Annotated in this window: 10 protein-coding genes, 1 tRNA gene and 1 pseudogene; 5 read left to right on the top strand and 7 right to left on the bottom strand. The window is 68.3% G+C overall.

Features of this window, described 5'->3' with window-relative positions:
* Positions 1–91: 91 nt before the first annotated feature.
* From JK358_RS10030 to JK358_RS10020, 3 genes and pseudogenes are all read left to right on the top strand, one after another.
* On the top strand, positions 92–1,270 hold the full coding sequence (locus JK358_RS10030; protein WP_201945935.1) for a cytochrome P450: 1,179 nt from the start codon (positions 92–94) through the stop codon (positions 1,268–1,270).
* Between the two features lie 186 nt (positions 1,271–1,456).
* A pseudogene (locus JK358_RS39925) lies at positions 1,457–1,933 on the top strand (condensation domain-containing protein); the annotation flags it as partial.
* A gap of 67 nt (positions 1,934–2,000) precedes the next feature.
* The gene (locus JK358_RS10020) at positions 2,001–2,951 is read left to right on the top strand and encodes a condensation domain-containing protein (protein ID WP_201945931.1); all 951 of its coding nucleotides are present in this window, start codon (positions 2,001–2,003) and stop codon (positions 2,949–2,951) included.
* Between the two features lie 6 nt (positions 2,952–2,957).
* On the opposite strand, the gene JK358_RS10015 is transcribed toward JK358_RS10020, so the two are convergent.
* Genes JK358_RS10015 through JK358_RS09995 form a run of 5 tightly spaced genes read right to left on the bottom strand, consistent with a single transcriptional unit; the run spans position 2,958 to position 8,431 of the window.
* Positions 2,958–5,189: a GAP1-M domain-containing protein gene (locus JK358_RS10015; protein WP_201945928.1), complete on the bottom strand. Its 2,232-nt coding sequence runs from the start codon at positions 5,187–5,189 to the stop codon at positions 2,958–2,960.
* Positions 5,186–6,397 carry a hypothetical protein gene (locus tag JK358_RS10010; RefSeq protein WP_201945926.1) on the bottom strand — a complete coding sequence of 404 codons (1,212 nt, stop codon included), beginning with the start codon at positions 6,395–6,397 and terminating at the stop codon, positions 5,186–5,188. The genes JK358_RS10015 and JK358_RS10010 overlap by 4 nt, the downstream gene beginning before the upstream one ends.
* A 7-nt stretch (positions 6,398–6,404) precedes the next feature.
* Entirely contained in the window at positions 6,405–6,554 is a 150-nt protein-coding gene (locus tag JK358_RS10005) for a hypothetical protein (RefSeq protein ID WP_201945924.1), read from the bottom strand.
* Between the two features lie 9 nt (positions 6,555–6,563).
* On the bottom strand, positions 6,564–7,655 hold the full coding sequence (locus tag JK358_RS10000) for a serine/threonine-protein kinase (protein ID WP_269811775.1): 1,092 nt from the start codon (positions 7,653–7,655) through the stop codon (positions 6,564–6,566).
* Between the two features lie 59 nt (positions 7,656–7,714).
* Positions 7,715–8,431, bottom strand: a complete 717-nt coding sequence (locus JK358_RS09995) for a phosphatase PAP2 family protein (RefSeq protein WP_201945922.1) — start codon at positions 8,429–8,431, stop codon at positions 7,715–7,717.
* Between the two features lie 105 nt (positions 8,432–8,536).
* On the opposite strand from JK358_RS09995, the gene JK358_RS09990 reads away from it, so the two are divergent.
* Positions 8,537–8,612 (top strand) — tRNA-Ala (locus tag JK358_RS09990).
* A gap of 355 nt (positions 8,613–8,967) precedes the next feature.
* Positions 8,968–10,557: a glycosyltransferase family 39 protein gene (locus JK358_RS09985; protein ID WP_201945921.1), complete on the top strand. Its 1,590-nt coding sequence runs from the start codon at positions 8,968–8,970 to the stop codon at positions 10,555–10,557.
* 71 nt (positions 10,558–10,628) lie between these two features.
* Here JK358_RS09985 and JK358_RS09980 read toward each other — a convergent pair whose 3' ends face one another.
* Both JK358_RS09980 and JK358_RS09975 read right to left on the bottom strand, forming a co-directional pair.
* The gene (locus tag JK358_RS09980) at positions 10,629–13,454 is read right to left on the bottom strand and encodes a DUF5682 family protein (protein ID WP_201945919.1); all 2,826 of its coding nucleotides are present in this window, start codon (positions 13,452–13,454) and stop codon (positions 10,629–10,631) included.
* The gene (locus JK358_RS09975; protein WP_201945918.1) at positions 13,451–14,569 is read right to left on the bottom strand and encodes an ATP-binding protein; all 1,119 of its coding nucleotides are present in this window, start codon (positions 14,567–14,569) and stop codon (positions 13,451–13,453) included. The genes JK358_RS09980 and JK358_RS09975 overlap by 4 nt, the downstream gene beginning before the upstream one ends.
* Positions 14,570–14,578: the final 9 nt, after the last annotated feature.

The following is a 14,578-nucleotide window of genomic DNA, read 5'->3' as shown; positions in this document are numbered from 1 at the left end:
CCCCAATCCTTCTCGACTAGTGTTGCATCATGTCAGCCCGAGTTGCGAACCGGTAGCGGCGGGGGCCGCTACGACCCGGAAGGCCCTTCTCATGCAGTTGCGCTACAGCCCGTACGACTTCGACGTGCACGCCGATCCGTATCCCTACTATGCCGGATTGCGTGCCGACGCCCCGGTCTACCGCAACGACGCCGACGACTTCTGGGCGCTGTCCCGGCATGCCGACGTGCTGGCCGCCCTGCGCGATTCCGAGCGTTTCTCCAGCGTGAACGGCATTCGCATGGAGCCGGCCTTCTGGGGTCCGCAGGCCGAGCGGTTCTTCTCCTTCGTGGCCATGGATCCGCCCAAGCACACGCGGCTGCGCGGGCTGGTCACCAAGGCGTTCACGGCCCGGCGCGTGCAGGCGCTCGAGCCGCGCCTGCGGGAGATCGCCCGCGGGCTGCTGACGCCGTTGCTGGAGCGTGGCAGCTTCGATCTCATGACCGATTTCGCGGGGCCGTTCCCGACCGACGTGATCTCGGAACTGGTCGGCGTGCCCGAGTCCGATCGGGAGATGCTGCGCAAGCTCGGCATGGAGATCATGTACACCGAGGAGGAGTCCACCGATCTGCGGCCCGAGGCCATGGCCGCCATCGGGGCGCTGGTCGGCTACTACACCGAACTGACCATCGAGCGCGCGCAGCGCCCGCAGGACGATCTGCTCTCCGGGCTGCTCGGCGCGTCCGAGGGCGCGGACCGGCTCACCCCCGAGGAGATCGTGGGCGTGCTGATTCTGCTGGTCGGCGCGGGCATCGAAACCAATATGCTGACCTTCGGCAATGCCTGGCACGCGGCGGCGCTGCATCCGGATCAGCGCCGGCTCGCCCTGGACGGCCGGGTGGACGACTGGATCGCCGAGGCCATGCGCTGGGATCCGGCCACCCAGACCCAGTTGCGCAGCACCACCGAGGCGGTCGAACTGCACGGCGTGACGATTCCCGCCGACGCCCGCATCCTGCTGCTCACCGGTTCGGCCAACCGGGATCCGGAGGTGTTCGAGAATCCGGACACCTTCGATATGGATCGCGACACCGGCGCCTCCCTGGTCTTCGGCAGCGGTCGCCACCACTGCCTCGGCTCGAATCTGGCGCTGCTGGAACTGCGCGTCGCGCTGCAGGAGGTCGCGGCCGCGGTGGCGGACTTCGAGATCGATCCGGACGGCCTGCGCCGCATCCACTCCTCCAACAATCGCGGTTTCGCCAGCCTGCCCACCACGGTCACGCTGCGCTGACCCGAACGCTCGACGGCCCCCACTCGCCCGGGATGCGAGTGGGGGCCGTTCGTGATTCTGCTCTCGATCCTGGCCCACCCTAATAGCCGTTTCTTTGCTACCGTCTTGCGCGCTGTCGCCCCGCAGTGCTGCCGGATCTTTGGGCGGCGGTTCGGGATTCGCTCGGCAGCTGAAAGGACAGCAGCCATGGCGGTTCCCGTTTCTGCTCGGGCCGGCCGGGGGGTTCGTCGTCAGGTCTCTGACCAGGAAGAGTTTCTACGGATCGTCTCGGATCCGCGCCCGCTGCGGCGAATGCCGCGATCGGCCCGAATACCGCTGGCGCCCGCGCAGGAGCGAATGTGGCACGCGGCGCGGGACGGATTCGCGGCTGACTGGAATGTAGCTAGCGCGTATCGCATTCGTGACGCGGCCGTGAACACTTCCGCGATGGCCGCGGCGATCGATGATGTTGTGCGACGGCATGTTCCACTGCGCACCTGCTATCCGGCCACCGCGCACGGGCCGATCCAGGTGGTGGTGGACGCCGATGTCGCACGGGTGGAACTGCCCGTGGTGGACACCCGCACCGGGGAGTTGGCCCAGCGCCTCGCCGACTTCTGCGCCTGGGGTTTCGATCTGGCCACCGAACTGCCCATCCAGGCGCGGCTGTTCCGGCTGGGACGGCAGGATGTGGTGCTGGCGCTGGTCGTTCACCACATCGCCATGGACGGCAGTTCGTTCGGTCCGTTTCATGCGGGATTTCCTGACCGCGTACACGGCACGGGTCGCCGGGCAGGCGCCGGTGTGGTCGCCGTTGCCGGTGGACTACATCGACTACACGCTGTGGAAGCACGAGTACCTGGGCGACTTCGGGGACCCGTACAGCCGGGCCAGCACACAGCTCCGGTTCTGGGCCAACAATCTCGTCGGCCGTCCCGCGCCGCTGCACCTGCCCTTCGATCGGCCCCGGCCGGTGCGTGCGAACGCCGACGGCGACGCCGTGCCGCTGGCCGTGGCCGCGCACCTGCACGCCGATCTGCTGACCCGCGCCCGTCGATCGGGCGCGAGCCTGCTCATGGTGTTGCAGGCGGCCTTCGCGCTGAGTGTGGCCGCCTTCGCCGCGTGCCCGGATGTGACTGTGGCAACGGCTGTTTCGGGGCGCGTCGATCCGCTGCTCGCCGATCTGGTGGGCAATCTGGCCGACGATGTGCTGCTGCGCGTGCGGCTCGATCGCGCCGCCGATATGGACGAACTGCTCGAGCAGGTGCGCCGGGTGACGCTGGCGGCCTTCGCGAATCCGGACACCTCCAATCCGCGGCTGCAGCGCTGCCTGCCGCAGGATGCGCGGCACCCGCTGTTCCAGGCGACCCTGATCCTGCAGCGCGCCGCTGCTGCGGATCCGGAAGCCTTTGGCAGCAGCGACTTTTCGGTGACACAGGTGCCGACCGGGGTGGTGCGGGCCAAACACGACCTGGAGATCGGCCTCACCGAGCGCTACGACCACACCGGCGCGCCGGTCGGCATCGACGGCCTGTTCGTCTATCCGACAGCGCTGTTCGACCGGGCCACCGCCGAACGCTTCGTCGCGAAGTTCACCGCCACGGTGGAGTTGATCGCCGCCGGATACGACGGGCCGATCACGCCGCTGCTGCTGCACGGGGCGCGCAGGCGCGGCCGCCGCACCGGCCGCGTCCAGGCGTGAGCGTGCTCAGCGACGGAAAAGGTTGCGGCGCTGGGGTTCTCGGGCCTCCTGGCCGATGTGACGGGGGAGGGTGCCCAGGCCGGGGGCTTCCAGCACCAGCAGGGTCGCGATGCGGTGGGGCAGGTCCAGGCGCAGGCGCAGGGAGCGCCAGCCGCGTTCCAGGATCGCGACCTGTTCCTCGGGATCCAGGCGCAGGGTGCCCGCGGCGTGCAGCAGGGTATAGGCGTCCACATCGGGGTGCCGGGCCACGGCGGCGATGAGCGCGGGCAGCCGTTCGCGGCCGGCGCTGGCCATGGCGCGGGCCAGCACCGAGGCGCCGGTCGCGGTGCGGGAGCGTTCGGCCATGCAGTCCGCGACCAGGCCGATATCGGAATCGATTGCGGCGCGCAGGATCTCGTAGCAGTCCTCGATCATGCGGTCGTGATCGGCGGCGCTGAACATGTGCACGATCTCCGACTCGTGCCATTCGGCCTGCGGGCGGCGGCGGATCAGATCCAGCGGTGACGGGAGGCCGCGCCGGCCGTCCTTGCCCACCAGGCGTTCCTCGGCGGTGGCGTCCAGGATCACCAGCGGCGTGATCGTCTCGGGCAGATCCAGGAAGGTGCGCAACGCGGTCCAGCCGGGCCGCAGCGCCGCCACGATCTCGGCGGGCTCCGCGCGCACCAGCGTGATCGCACGCATGATCTCGATGGCGTCGGCCCCGGGGTAGCGCGCGCAGGCGGCGATCAGATCGGGCAGCCGGTCGTCGGGCGCGCAGCTCAGGATCTGCTCGAGGATATAGCGGTCCCGGCTGGTGGCCGAGACGTTCACGGTGAGCTGGGCGACGATCTCCAGCTGCGTGTACAGCGCGTGCAGCAGCAGCTGACTGCTCCCGGCGTGCACGGCCGGATCACAGACCTCGGCGCGCACCGCCTCGTACGCCAGCGCGCGATCCTTCGACGCGAGCGCGAATTCCCGTAGCGCCCGGTGCTTCTCGATCCGCCGCAGGACCTGGTCGCGCTGTGATCTGCCGCCCGAGGTCCAGGTGTGTTGCAGGCGCGGCCATACCGTCTGCGCGTCGTCGGCGGTCAGCGTGCTGCCGTCGAGCCGCTGCCACGCCGAGGCCTCCACCTGTTCACTGATGTCGATACCCAGCTCACCGGCCAGCTGCGCCGCGCGGGTGCGTTCGCGGCCGCCGGTCCGCACATGGCCGACGAGCGCTTTCTCGAAGGCGGAGCGCATATTCCGGCGATGATCGAGCCCGGCGAGCGCCTTCGCCACCGCGGGGTTGTCCAGCGCCAGCCGGATGGCGCGGCGGGCCACGCCGGGGTCGGTGAACCAGTCCGCCGTCAGCTCCGGATCGGTGAGGACCGTGGCCAGCTGTTCCTCGTCCAGCGCCGCGGGTTCGAGGGTGCGCAGATGGCGCTGATAGCACCACTGATAGATATCGTGCACGGTCGCAAGGGATTCCGGCGGGCAGACGCCTGCCCGCCGATGCCGAACGATCTCGCGGCCCATACTGGAGAAGGTGTCGGTGCGTCCGTCGGCGCTGCTGTCGCGCCCGATCCGCACCCGCTCCGCCGACACACCGATACCGTTGCCCGCCACCACCGCGACGATCGCGGGCTGGGCTGCGGTGTGCTCGGCGAAGGTGGAGAAGGTCAACTCGCGCAACGGTTTCCGGGGCAGCATGCCGTACAGTGCGCGCAGCATGGACACGGCCTCGGCCGCCGTGCCGACATGCAGCGCCACCGTCGGACCCTGCCCGGCCAGCCGGGCCAGCACCGCGGCGATCAGCACCGGCAGCCAGGGCTCGTCGAGCATCGTGGAAGCCGCAGCGCGGCAGGAGCTCTCCTCGCTGGCGACCGCGGCCGCCTCCCACTGGTCGGTCGGCGAGATGGATCCGTTCAGCGTGCTGACGAACCCGCCCGAGTCGTACAGGGTCAGCGTCGAAACCCCGTCCAGCACACCGGCTTCCCCCGCCACCAGATGCGTGACGCAGGTTCCCGGCCGGGCGTTGGACGGCGTCTTGAGCCCCGCCAGCGCGAGCCCGCCCACCAGCTGGAACTCCAGCGCGAACAGCTCGGGTGAATCCGGTGGCTCCTCGCCGGGCAGGGTGACCAGCGAACCCATCTCGCGCACAGTGGATCCCAGATGCGCGGGCCAGTCGGCCGAGCGTGCGACCACGCCCACGCCCGCACCGGAGGACTCCAGATTCACCATCGCCCAACCGCACAGCAGCTGCGGAAATCCGGTCATCGGTCCGTCCGTAGTTCGTCCATGAGACTCAGCATGTACAGCATCGGATCCGAGGCGGCGTACGGTTTGAACACCGGATAGGAGTTGTCACTGCGCTTTCCGCATCCGACCGCCGAGACCGGGAAGTACCGGTTGTAGGGGAAGTGGATGGACAGCGTGGTGTCCACGGCCGGGAACAGTTTGCGCACCAGGCTCCGCGTGGCCTGGCTGCGGTAGTCCATCTGATTCCAGTTGTACAGATTGCCCGAGCCATTGGTGCACAGCGGCGACTGCGCCCAGTCCGACGGCGGCGCGACAATGCTGACCTCGGGCATGTCGATGAGCGACAGCAGATCCGATTTCGCCAGGATGGTCGACACGTGCAGGCGCGGCGGCTCGATGGGCTGGTGCGCCGGGTAGCTGTTGGCGGTGCGCCACATATTGGAGATCTGATCGATCATCACATTGGTGCGCCCGACGGTCTGCGAGTGCTCGACGTCATTGCTGAGACTGTCCTCGTTGGCCGGGCCCGCGTGCTCGCGCATGATCGACAGGTACTGCTTGTTCAGCGTCGACGGCACCACGAACCAGAGGAAGTCGGCCACCGCCAGATGCGGGCTCACCTGTGCCGCCACCGCACCGTCGGTGATGTCCTCGCCCGCGACGTCGACGAACGCGAGATTCACCGTGCGCCTGGTGTACAGCGAGGACACCTTCACCACGATGGGCGTGCGCTGCTGCAGATGACTCCACGCGTGATGGCGCGGCTGCTGCTGTTGCTGCTGGCGCTGTGCGCCGCCGGGGGCCGGGGGAGTGTCGATCTTCTGCAGCTGGTTGCCGGCGAACTTGCGCCCCTCGGTGGCGCGGATGGCCTTGCGGTTCACCAGTTGGTCCTCCAGCGAGGCCCACAGCCGCACCGACTTTCGGGTGAGGATGATCGACCACTCCTGCGCCAGCACCGGATCGTTCATCATCGAGTGGATCATCGACACGATCAAATGCGTTTTGGAGGAGGCGGATTCGCCGACGAAGCCGATCACCTTGGTGGGGTGATTCAGCATCTCCTCGTCGATCTCGCAACCATTGGGGCATTTGAGGTTGAACTTGTCGAACAGAACGCCCAGTTGTTTCGCGTGATCCCCATTGGCTTTCCGGATGATCCGAAACCAGGAATCGGTTGCCCGGTCGTAGCGGAATTCCGACAGGCAGTTCAGGCAGACGGTGCGCATCCGGTCCCTATCCGGTGACCAGCGCGTAGAGCAGTAGCAGCAGGGTGCCGCCGAAGGAGGTCAGTCCCACGATGAATGCGACGCGCAGCCAATGCGAGGCGCGCGATCCCGCGAACACGTACTTCTGCCACGCCGTCCCCACCGGTCGATATCTCACTGTCCCACCTCAGAATTGGTTCACGATCGTGACGCCGACCCAGCCGATCAGCAGGAACGCGAGCCAGCCCAGCAGCGCGCCCGCCACCGCCGCCGCTCCGATGACACCCGCCACGTAGCGCGGATCGTTCTTGGAGAGCCGTTCCAGCACGCGCTGCCGCTGGTCGATCATCGGCGCCAGCAGGAAGCCGGCCGTGGTGTCGGTGGGCAGCCGCGGCGGCGTCGGGATCTGCTGGGACTCCTGCATATCGCCCGGGGTCAGCACGCTGGTGTGGCGCATACCGCCGCCGGCGCTCGCGCCACTGTGCGCGACGGCGTGCAGCGGCCAGGCCGCGTGCGCGACGGCGTGGCGGAACTGGGTCTGGAACTCGCGCGCCGAGCGCTGCCGTGCGGCGGGATCGGGTTCCAGGGCGCGCGCCAGCACGACCTGGACGGGTTCGGGCAGTGGTGCGCCGCCGTGGATGTGGCTCAAGGTTTCCCAGCACACCCGGGCGAAGGAGAAGACGTCACTGAGCTGCGTCGCCTGGCTGCCGTGCATGGTCTCCGGCGCGGCGTAGGCGGGCGTGGCGACCTGATGGTGGGCCCGGGTGAGGCGTTGGAAGTTCTCGCGCAGTTCGATGGCGATGCCGAAGTCGGTGAGTTTGGCGGAGCCGTCCGGGCAGATCATGATGTTCTCGGGTTTGATGTCCCGGTGCACCACATGGTGTTCCGAATGCGCGTACACCAGGCCGGACAGCGCGCCGTCGAGATAGTTCAGCAGTACCGGCAGGGCGCAGGGCTCGCGCAGCCGCTGCCGCAGGTTCGGGCCGTCCACCAGTTCCATCACCAGGAACGGCCGGACGCCGCGGCTGTCCTGGCAGACGCCCGAATCATGCACCGTCACAATGTGAGCCGAGGTCATCTTGGCCGCGATGCGCGCTTCGCGTTCGAATCGGGCCCGCTGCATACCGAGATCGCCGCCCGCGGCCGCGAGACTTCCCGAATCCAGCATCTTCACAGCGACCGATCGCCCCAGTTGGTGGTCGAGCCCGGCATAGACCTCGGCCATCCCCCCAACGGCAATCAGCTCTTGCAGCTCATAGCGACCATTGATCAGCTTCAACCGTGTGCGATCCCTTCGAGCCGGACCCGACCGTCACCCCCGACGATTCGCCGCCGAGTCTACGCGTGGTTTCCGGGTACGCGCCCCCTGATTTTCCTGGCCCCCAACTCATCTCGATTTTCCTGAGGCCACCAAAACACCTGCACAACGGCCGCGACCAGCACGACTCCGAGCCCGAGCAGCGCCCCGCCCAGCACATCCGTGAGCCAATGCACACCGAGGTAGAGCCGGGTGGTGGCCATGACCGCCACCGCCAGCGTGCCGCATGTCACAGCAATCACGCTGCGTACCAACCCTTTATGCGTCCGCAGGTACACCAGCACGGCCACGCCGACGAAGGCCGCGGTGGCCGTGGCGTGCCCCGAGGGGAACGACATTCCGGTGGCATCCACCACCCGGGTGTCCACCGGCGGCCGTTCGCGCCCCACCGCGCGCTTGATGATGTGCCCCACCGCCGTGGCCGTGGCGACCGTCATCGCCACCAGGATCGCGCCGCGCCAGCTCCGGTACCGCCACCCGACGAACGCCGCCATCGCCGCCGCGATCAACACCGCCCGTTCCGGATTGCCGAAGAAGGTGATCTCCTCCGCGAGAATCGTCCAGCCCGCCGCCCGGTGGCCGACGAACCAGTTCAGCGTGCCCTGATCCCCGCCGGTCAGCCAGCCGGCCGTGACGACCTGCCAGGCCACCGCACCGAAGGCGATGAACACTCCCAGCGCCGTCACCGCTCGTCGAATCGCCACCTCACGCGTTCCACCCGTCTCGTTCGCAGCCATCCAGCCATCCTGCAGCACATCTCCGAATACCCCCGATTTGGCCTATCGGGGTACCAATGGTGTAACTTCTTGCAGGCACTCGGGAAACCGGGAGCACACCCATCCGGGGCTATGGCGCAGCTGGTAGCGCACCACACTGGCAGTGTGGGGGTCAGGGGTTCGAGTCCCCTTAGCTCCACCACGAGAAGGACCGCAGATCAACAGATCTGCGGTCTTTTTCGTATTTTGGGTACGATCTTGATCCGTGTGTGTTAATGGGGCTGTGATCTGTTAAAGCGGCAGGATTATTGCCCAGATCACAGTAACGCGGGGGGATATCCGTCGATTGGCGGCAATGCCGTCCGCGCGTTCGGCTGTGCGTTTGCGGACGCCAGTGTTTCAAACTAGCGTTGCCGAAAACTTCATAATTCCGAGCAGGATCGCGAGCGCCCGCGCTCATTGTTCGCTGCCGGGGTGGGAATTGTTAACCAGCGAGCAGAGGTCACGTCACCGCAGGGACGTCGAACGCGTCTGTCGGAAAGTTTCAGGGGCAGTACATGACAGCCGTCGTTCCGGTTCGCGTCGAACCGGAAGTCATTCGAGATACCAGTCCTACGTTCGCACTGCGGGGCGTCGCACTGATCGCCACCCTCGTCGGGGTCGTGCTGACCGCCACGGCCAGCCGCTACGACTTCTTCGGCGACGAACTCTATTTCCTCTCGGCCGGACGCCGGCTCGACTACACCTACGCCGACCAGGGTGTGGTCGTGCCGTTCTTCGCCCACCTCGCCGATCTGATCGCGCCGGGATCGCTGACGGCCCTGCGCTTTCCGGCCGTGGTGATGTGCGTGGGCGCGGTCGTCGTCGCCGCGCTGATCGCCTACGAATTGCGGGGCAGCCACCGCGCGCAGTTGCTCGCCGCCTTCACCTACGGCACCTCCAGCCTGATCGCCACCCAGGTCGCGCTGAGCACCTTCTCCTTCGACGCCACCTTCACCGCCGTCATCACCTGGCTGTTCATCCGCTGGGTGCGCACCCGCGAGGACCGGCTGCTCATCGTGGCGGGACTCGTTGCGGCACTGGACATGCAGGTGAAGTGGATGATCCCGCTGGTCTGGGCCTGCCTCGGGGTGGGCGTCGTGCTGTGCGGTCCGCGCGAGATCCTGCGCCGCCGGGCCCTGTGGATCGCGACCGGCATTCTCGCCTCGGCCTTCATCCCCATCCTCTACTGGCAGTCACAGCACAACTGGCCGCAGCTGGCCATGGGCTCGATCATCGGCGCGGAACAGGACGCCACCGGTTACGGTCCGATCGGATTCATCCCGCAGTGGCTGGCGCTGGCGGGCTTCCTGGGCGCGCTGCTGCTGGCCCTCGGGTTCTGGGGCGTGTACAAGCTGGAGTCGTTGCGCCCCTACCGTTTCGTCGCGGTCGCGCTGGTGGTCATGACCGCCTTCGTCATCGCGACGCACGGCAGGCCCTACTACCCCACGGGCTTCTTCCCCGCCATGTTCGCCCTCGGCGCCGTCTGCCTGATGCAGTTCGAGCGGAAGCGATGGATGAATCTGGCGCTGGTCCCGATCATCGGACTCACGGTGATCACCTTCGCCGGTTCGCTCACCGGCCTGCCGCTGCCGCAGCACTGGCGCACCCAGACCCATACCGCGATCGACCTCGGCGTCCGATCGGCGCTGTTCGGCACCACCAACTGGGACCGCATGGTCGCCGGCGTCGCCGCCGGCTACGACACGCTGACTCCGGGGGAGAAGGAGCACGCGGTCATCATGGCCCAGGGGTACTGGCAGGCCGGGGCGGTCGAGCAGTTCGGCGGCCGCTACGACCTGCCCGAGACCTACAGTCCGAGCCGTGGATTCGGCTTCTTCGGACCGCCGCCGGACACCACGACCACGGTGATCTACGTCGGGCTGAACACCGCCGAGCCGGAGCTGCGCACTCGGTTCGACAGGGTGGAGCGGCTGGGCGGACTCGACGATCCCATCGGCATCCCCGGCATCGATCGGATGGTCGCGGTGTGGAAGCTGCAGGGGCCCAAGCAGTCGTGGCCGGCACTGTGGGACTCCATGACCACGCTGTACTTCGATCTGGGGCACTGGCAGGATCCCCGGGCCACCACCCGGCCCACCCGCTGAGTCGACGGACCACGCGAATCGCGTTCAGGCCCCGGCGAATCGCCGGGGCCTGAATCACCGTCGAATCCGGGTCAGCCGCCCGCGGCCACGATCCCGAGTCGCGTCGCCAGCGCGGCGGCGGTAGCCGGGAAGCGGTCCAGCAGCTCGGAGACCTCGCGGTTCCCGGTCGGTCCGGCCTCCTGCCAGCCGCCCGCGAGGCCGAGCAGACCGGCCAGGGCGTCGCAGGCCGCCGGATGCGCGGCGAGCAGATCGCTGACCGGTCCGCTCGCGACGGCGGCCACCGGCGCTGCGGGCGTGGCGAATTCGACCGACCAGGGCGGAACGAAGGCGTCCACGGCGGGCAGCGCGCCGGGGAACGTGCGACCGGCCTCCCGGACCAGGCCCGGAATGAGATCGCCCGCCTGATCCTTCAGGGTGGTGATGAGCTTCGGCAGCCACGGCAGCAGCACCGCGTCCGGCAGGGTGCCGAAAGCCTTCGACAGCAGTTCCACCACAAAGGGTTTCAGGGCCGGGGCCGGGTCGATGGCCTGCACGAAACCGCTCACGTACTGCGGAACCGTGGGCAGGACCAGCGGATTGGCCAGCATGGCGTCACAGCGCTCGCGCAGCTCGGCCATGGTCAGCAGGCCGAGCTGGAAGCGCGCCGCCCACAGCAGCGCCACCTTGGCCGGAGCCTCCGGATGTGACTGCAGCACAGCCAGTTCCAGCTGGGTGTGATCGCAGCCCAGCGACAGCGCCAGGTTCTCCATCCCGAACAGGAAGCCGAGCATGGCCGCCACCTGCGGCGGACCGGTCTCCTCGGCGGTGAAGGCGGTGGGCAGCAGGGTGCAGTAGTGCGCGTAGCCGGCCGTCACGAACCGTTCGCACCAGGCGGGCAGGCCGTCCTCGGTGGAGCGGAAATAGTTGAGCAGCAGGCGGATACGCCGCAGCACCACGGGCGCGTCGTCCACCGTGCGCTCGGCGGCGAGGAGTTCGACCGCGCGAGCGCCCAGCTCGTCGGCCAGGCGCACCGAGCGCAGGTACACGAGGGCGTCCTCGACCGCGGCCAGGGCCACGGCCGCGGTCGCGTCGGGTGCGGAGACCGCGCGGCGCAGGCGCTGCTCGAGCACCTGCTCCACCGAGACGCCCTCGTAGCCGAGCTCCACCAGCGAGCGCTGGTATTTGCCGAGCCCGATATCCCAGCTCTCCTGGATGGAGGTCTCGCCCAGTCCCCGCGAACCCATGATGGGGCGCAACGCATCCTGCGGCAGCAGTCTGCGCAGCAGCCACAGCAGATCCGAGCAGGGCCGCAACTCCGGATTCGACTTCAGATCCAGCAGTGCGCGCTGCAGGGTCCGTTTGGACAGATCGAGGCCGAGCGGCTCCAGCCGGTCGAGGACGTCGCGGGCCAGCGGCGGCAGGGCCGCGTAGCCGACCTGGCCGATGCGGTCGCCGCCGAGCAGGATCTCGCACAGCCGGCGCACATCGCGTCGCCCCGGTACGCGGTCCTTCTCGATACAGGTGACGGCCGCGTCCTGGAAGTCGTACGGGGTGGGCCGGGCGCGGTTGCGCAAGCCCGCCAACAGGATCGAGGTCTCGAAGATGGCGATGGCGTCGGCGGTGCTGGCCAGGTAGCCGTTGCGCCGGGCCAGGCGGACGATATCCACCGACCACTCCAGGAGTTCGGCCTCGTCCAGTGGGTCCAGGACCGGTGGCCGCGAGAGGAATCCCGAAAGCTGATCCGCCACGGCGGTTTCCGGGGCCGTCGGGAGCAGCGGCTTCCTGGCGCGCTTCTTCGCACCCTGCTGACCCTCCAGCTGGAACGACTGCAATGCGCTGCGCCGCAACCCCTTCGACCAGGTGGCCGCCGCGATCGACACCGCGCCGCCCGCCAGCCCGAACTGCGCCTCGATCGCGGAGTGGCTGGACGGGATGAGCCCGTAGTGCCAGGCGGTGGCCGAGCGCGGGGAGATCTCGAACGGTGCGTCCGAGTCGATGCCGAACTGCTCGACCGGGCTCGCGGCGTGCGCCGCCCCGCACACGTAGAGCGCTCGCGCCGGGTCGATGTCGTTGGCGGACAGATGTTCCCGCATACGGGTCCACATGTAGCGCTCACGATTCTCGTCCTCGACGGTGCTGCCCCGGCGCAGTCGCCGGAACAGGCTGCCGATCATCACCATGACCTGGCGGTAGGTGTCGTAGTCGGCGTTCGCCAGCGGCTGCTCGACGTACTGGTCCCACCATTCCGACCAGTGCCGGACCTTGCCGTGGTGCAGCAGGTGTTCTTCCAGTTCGGCGAAACGCGGTCGCAGATCACCGATCTCGATGCCGACGGCCGCGCCGTGCAGGCCGTCGTCCTCGGGCGGCTCACTGTCGGACGGCGCTTGCGGCTGCTGCGGCTGCTCGGATTCCGGGGACCACTGGAAGACGTGATCGGTGGAGCGGTCCACCAGGACCAGTTCCACGTCCGGGGTGTCGAGCGCATAGGCGATGGCCTGGTACTCGGCGGAGGATTCGGTGATCGGCGCGACCACCGACAGCGGGGCCCATGCGGCGGGGAATCCGTCGGTGTCGGTGGCGAAGGCCTGCAGCGCCACCGGCAACCGGCAGTTGCGCAGCTCGTCCAGCAGCGGGCGCATATCCTCGCAGAGTTCGAGATAGATGACGCTGGGCTGTTTGTCGCGCAGCCGCCGCACCATGGCCAGCCCGGAGGCGGGGGAGTGGTGGCAGACCGGGAAGATCTCCAGCCGCTCCGACAGCGCCCGGTCGACGTCGTCGACGATGCCCGCCAGGATGTCACCCGCCGCGCCGGGCGCGCCGGCGAACGCGACCGCCGCGTTCGCCAGCTGATCCCGCAGTGCGGCAAAGGTATTCGGTGCCGCTGTGCCGGGGGCGGCCGGGGTACCGGAGACGGTCACGAGAGCCTCGCGATCGCGGCCCGGCCGCCCTCCAGGAACTCGCCCCACGGGATCTGCCCCTTCTTACCCTTGGTGCGCGGCTCGACCACGCCGTGCAGGTACTTGTTGAGAATGGCCAGATCCTCGGGCGTGCGCCGGGCCAGGGATCCCACCAGCGAACCGGCCAGGGTTTCCGCGCGCAGTTCCTTCTCGCCGAAGAACTGACTGTGCAGGATGGCGTCCTCGAGGACGCCGATCTGCTCGGCGGTCGACAGCGCCGACTCCAGCTTGTCGTCGTCGCTGGTGGCGGCGGCCGCGGCGGCGCGCAGATCGGCGAAGCTCTCCAGCAGGATGTCCAGCAGCGTGGGCGGCAGCTCCAGTTCGATGGAGTGGCGGCGCAGCAGTTCCGCGGTGCGGAAGCGCACGATCTCCGCCTCGCTCTTCTTGTTGGACACCACCGGGATTCGCACGAAGTTGAAGCGTCGCTTGAGCGCCGAGGACAGGTCGTTCACGCCGCGGTCGCGGCTGTTGGCGGTGGCGATGATGGAGAAGCCCGGCTGCGCGAACACCACATTGTCATCGTCGAGTTCGGGGATGGAGACGTACTTCTCGGACAGGATGGAGATCAGCGCGTCCTGCACATCGCTGGTGGAACGGGTGAGCTCCTCGAAACGGCCGATGACGCCCTGCTCCATGGCGGTCATGATCGGCGACGGGATCATCGACTCTCGGGACTGGCCCTTGGCGATGACCATGGAGATGTTCCACGAGTACTTGATGTGGTCCTCGGTGGTGCCCGCCGTGCCCTGCACCACCAGCGTCGAATTGCGGCTGATCGCGGCGGACAGCAGTTCGGCCAGCCAGCTCTTGCCGGTACCGGGATCGCCGATGAGCAGCAGACCGCGGTCCGAGGCCAGAGTGACGATGCTGCGCTCGACGAAACTGCGGTCGCCGAACCACTTCTGCTCCACCTCGCGGTCCAGCCCGTCGGCGCGTTCGGAGCCGAGAATGAACAGCCGCACCATCTTCGGGCTCAGCCGCCAGGCGAACGGCTTGGGGCCGTCGTCGATGGACTCCAGCCAATCGAGCTCCGCGGCGTACTTGACCTCGGCGGGGGCGCGCAAAACGTCGTTCATGAGGGTCTG

It is taken from the genome of Nocardia acididurans, from assembly GCF_016741815.1.
GTDB lineage: Bacteria > Actinomycetota > Actinomycetes > Mycobacteriales > Mycobacteriaceae > Nocardia > Nocardia acididurans.
This window is presented reverse-complemented; position numbering and strand designations above follow the sequence as displayed.

Bases quoted from the DNA above. Each gene is read 5' to 3' on its own strand.
- JK358_RS09975 (WP_201945918.1), bottom strand. From the start codon at position 14,569: ATGAACGACGTTTTGCGCGCCCCCGCCGAGGTCAAGTACGCCGCGGAG.
- JK358_RS10030 (WP_201945935.1), top strand. From the start codon at position 92: ATGCAGTTGCGCTACAGCCCGTACGACTTCGACGTGCACGCCGATCCG.
- JK358_RS09985 (WP_201945921.1), top strand. From the start codon at position 8,968: ATGACAGCCGTCGTTCCGGTTCGCGTCGAACCGGAAGTCATTCGAGAT.
- JK358_RS10015 (WP_201945928.1), bottom strand. From the start codon at position 5,189: ATGACCGGATTTCCGCAGCTGCTGTGCGGTTGGGCGATGGTGAATCTG.
- JK358_RS10020 (WP_201945931.1), top strand. From the start codon at position 2,001: ATGCGGGATTTCCTGACCGCGTACACGGCACGGGTCGCCGGGCAGGCG.
- JK358_RS10010 (WP_201945926.1), bottom strand. From the start codon at position 6,397: ATGCGCACCGTCTGCCTGAACTGCCTGTCGGAATTCCGCTACGACCGG.
- JK358_RS09995 (WP_201945922.1), bottom strand. From the start codon at position 8,431: ATGGCTGCGAACGAGACGGGTGGAACGCGTGAGGTGGCGATTCGACGA.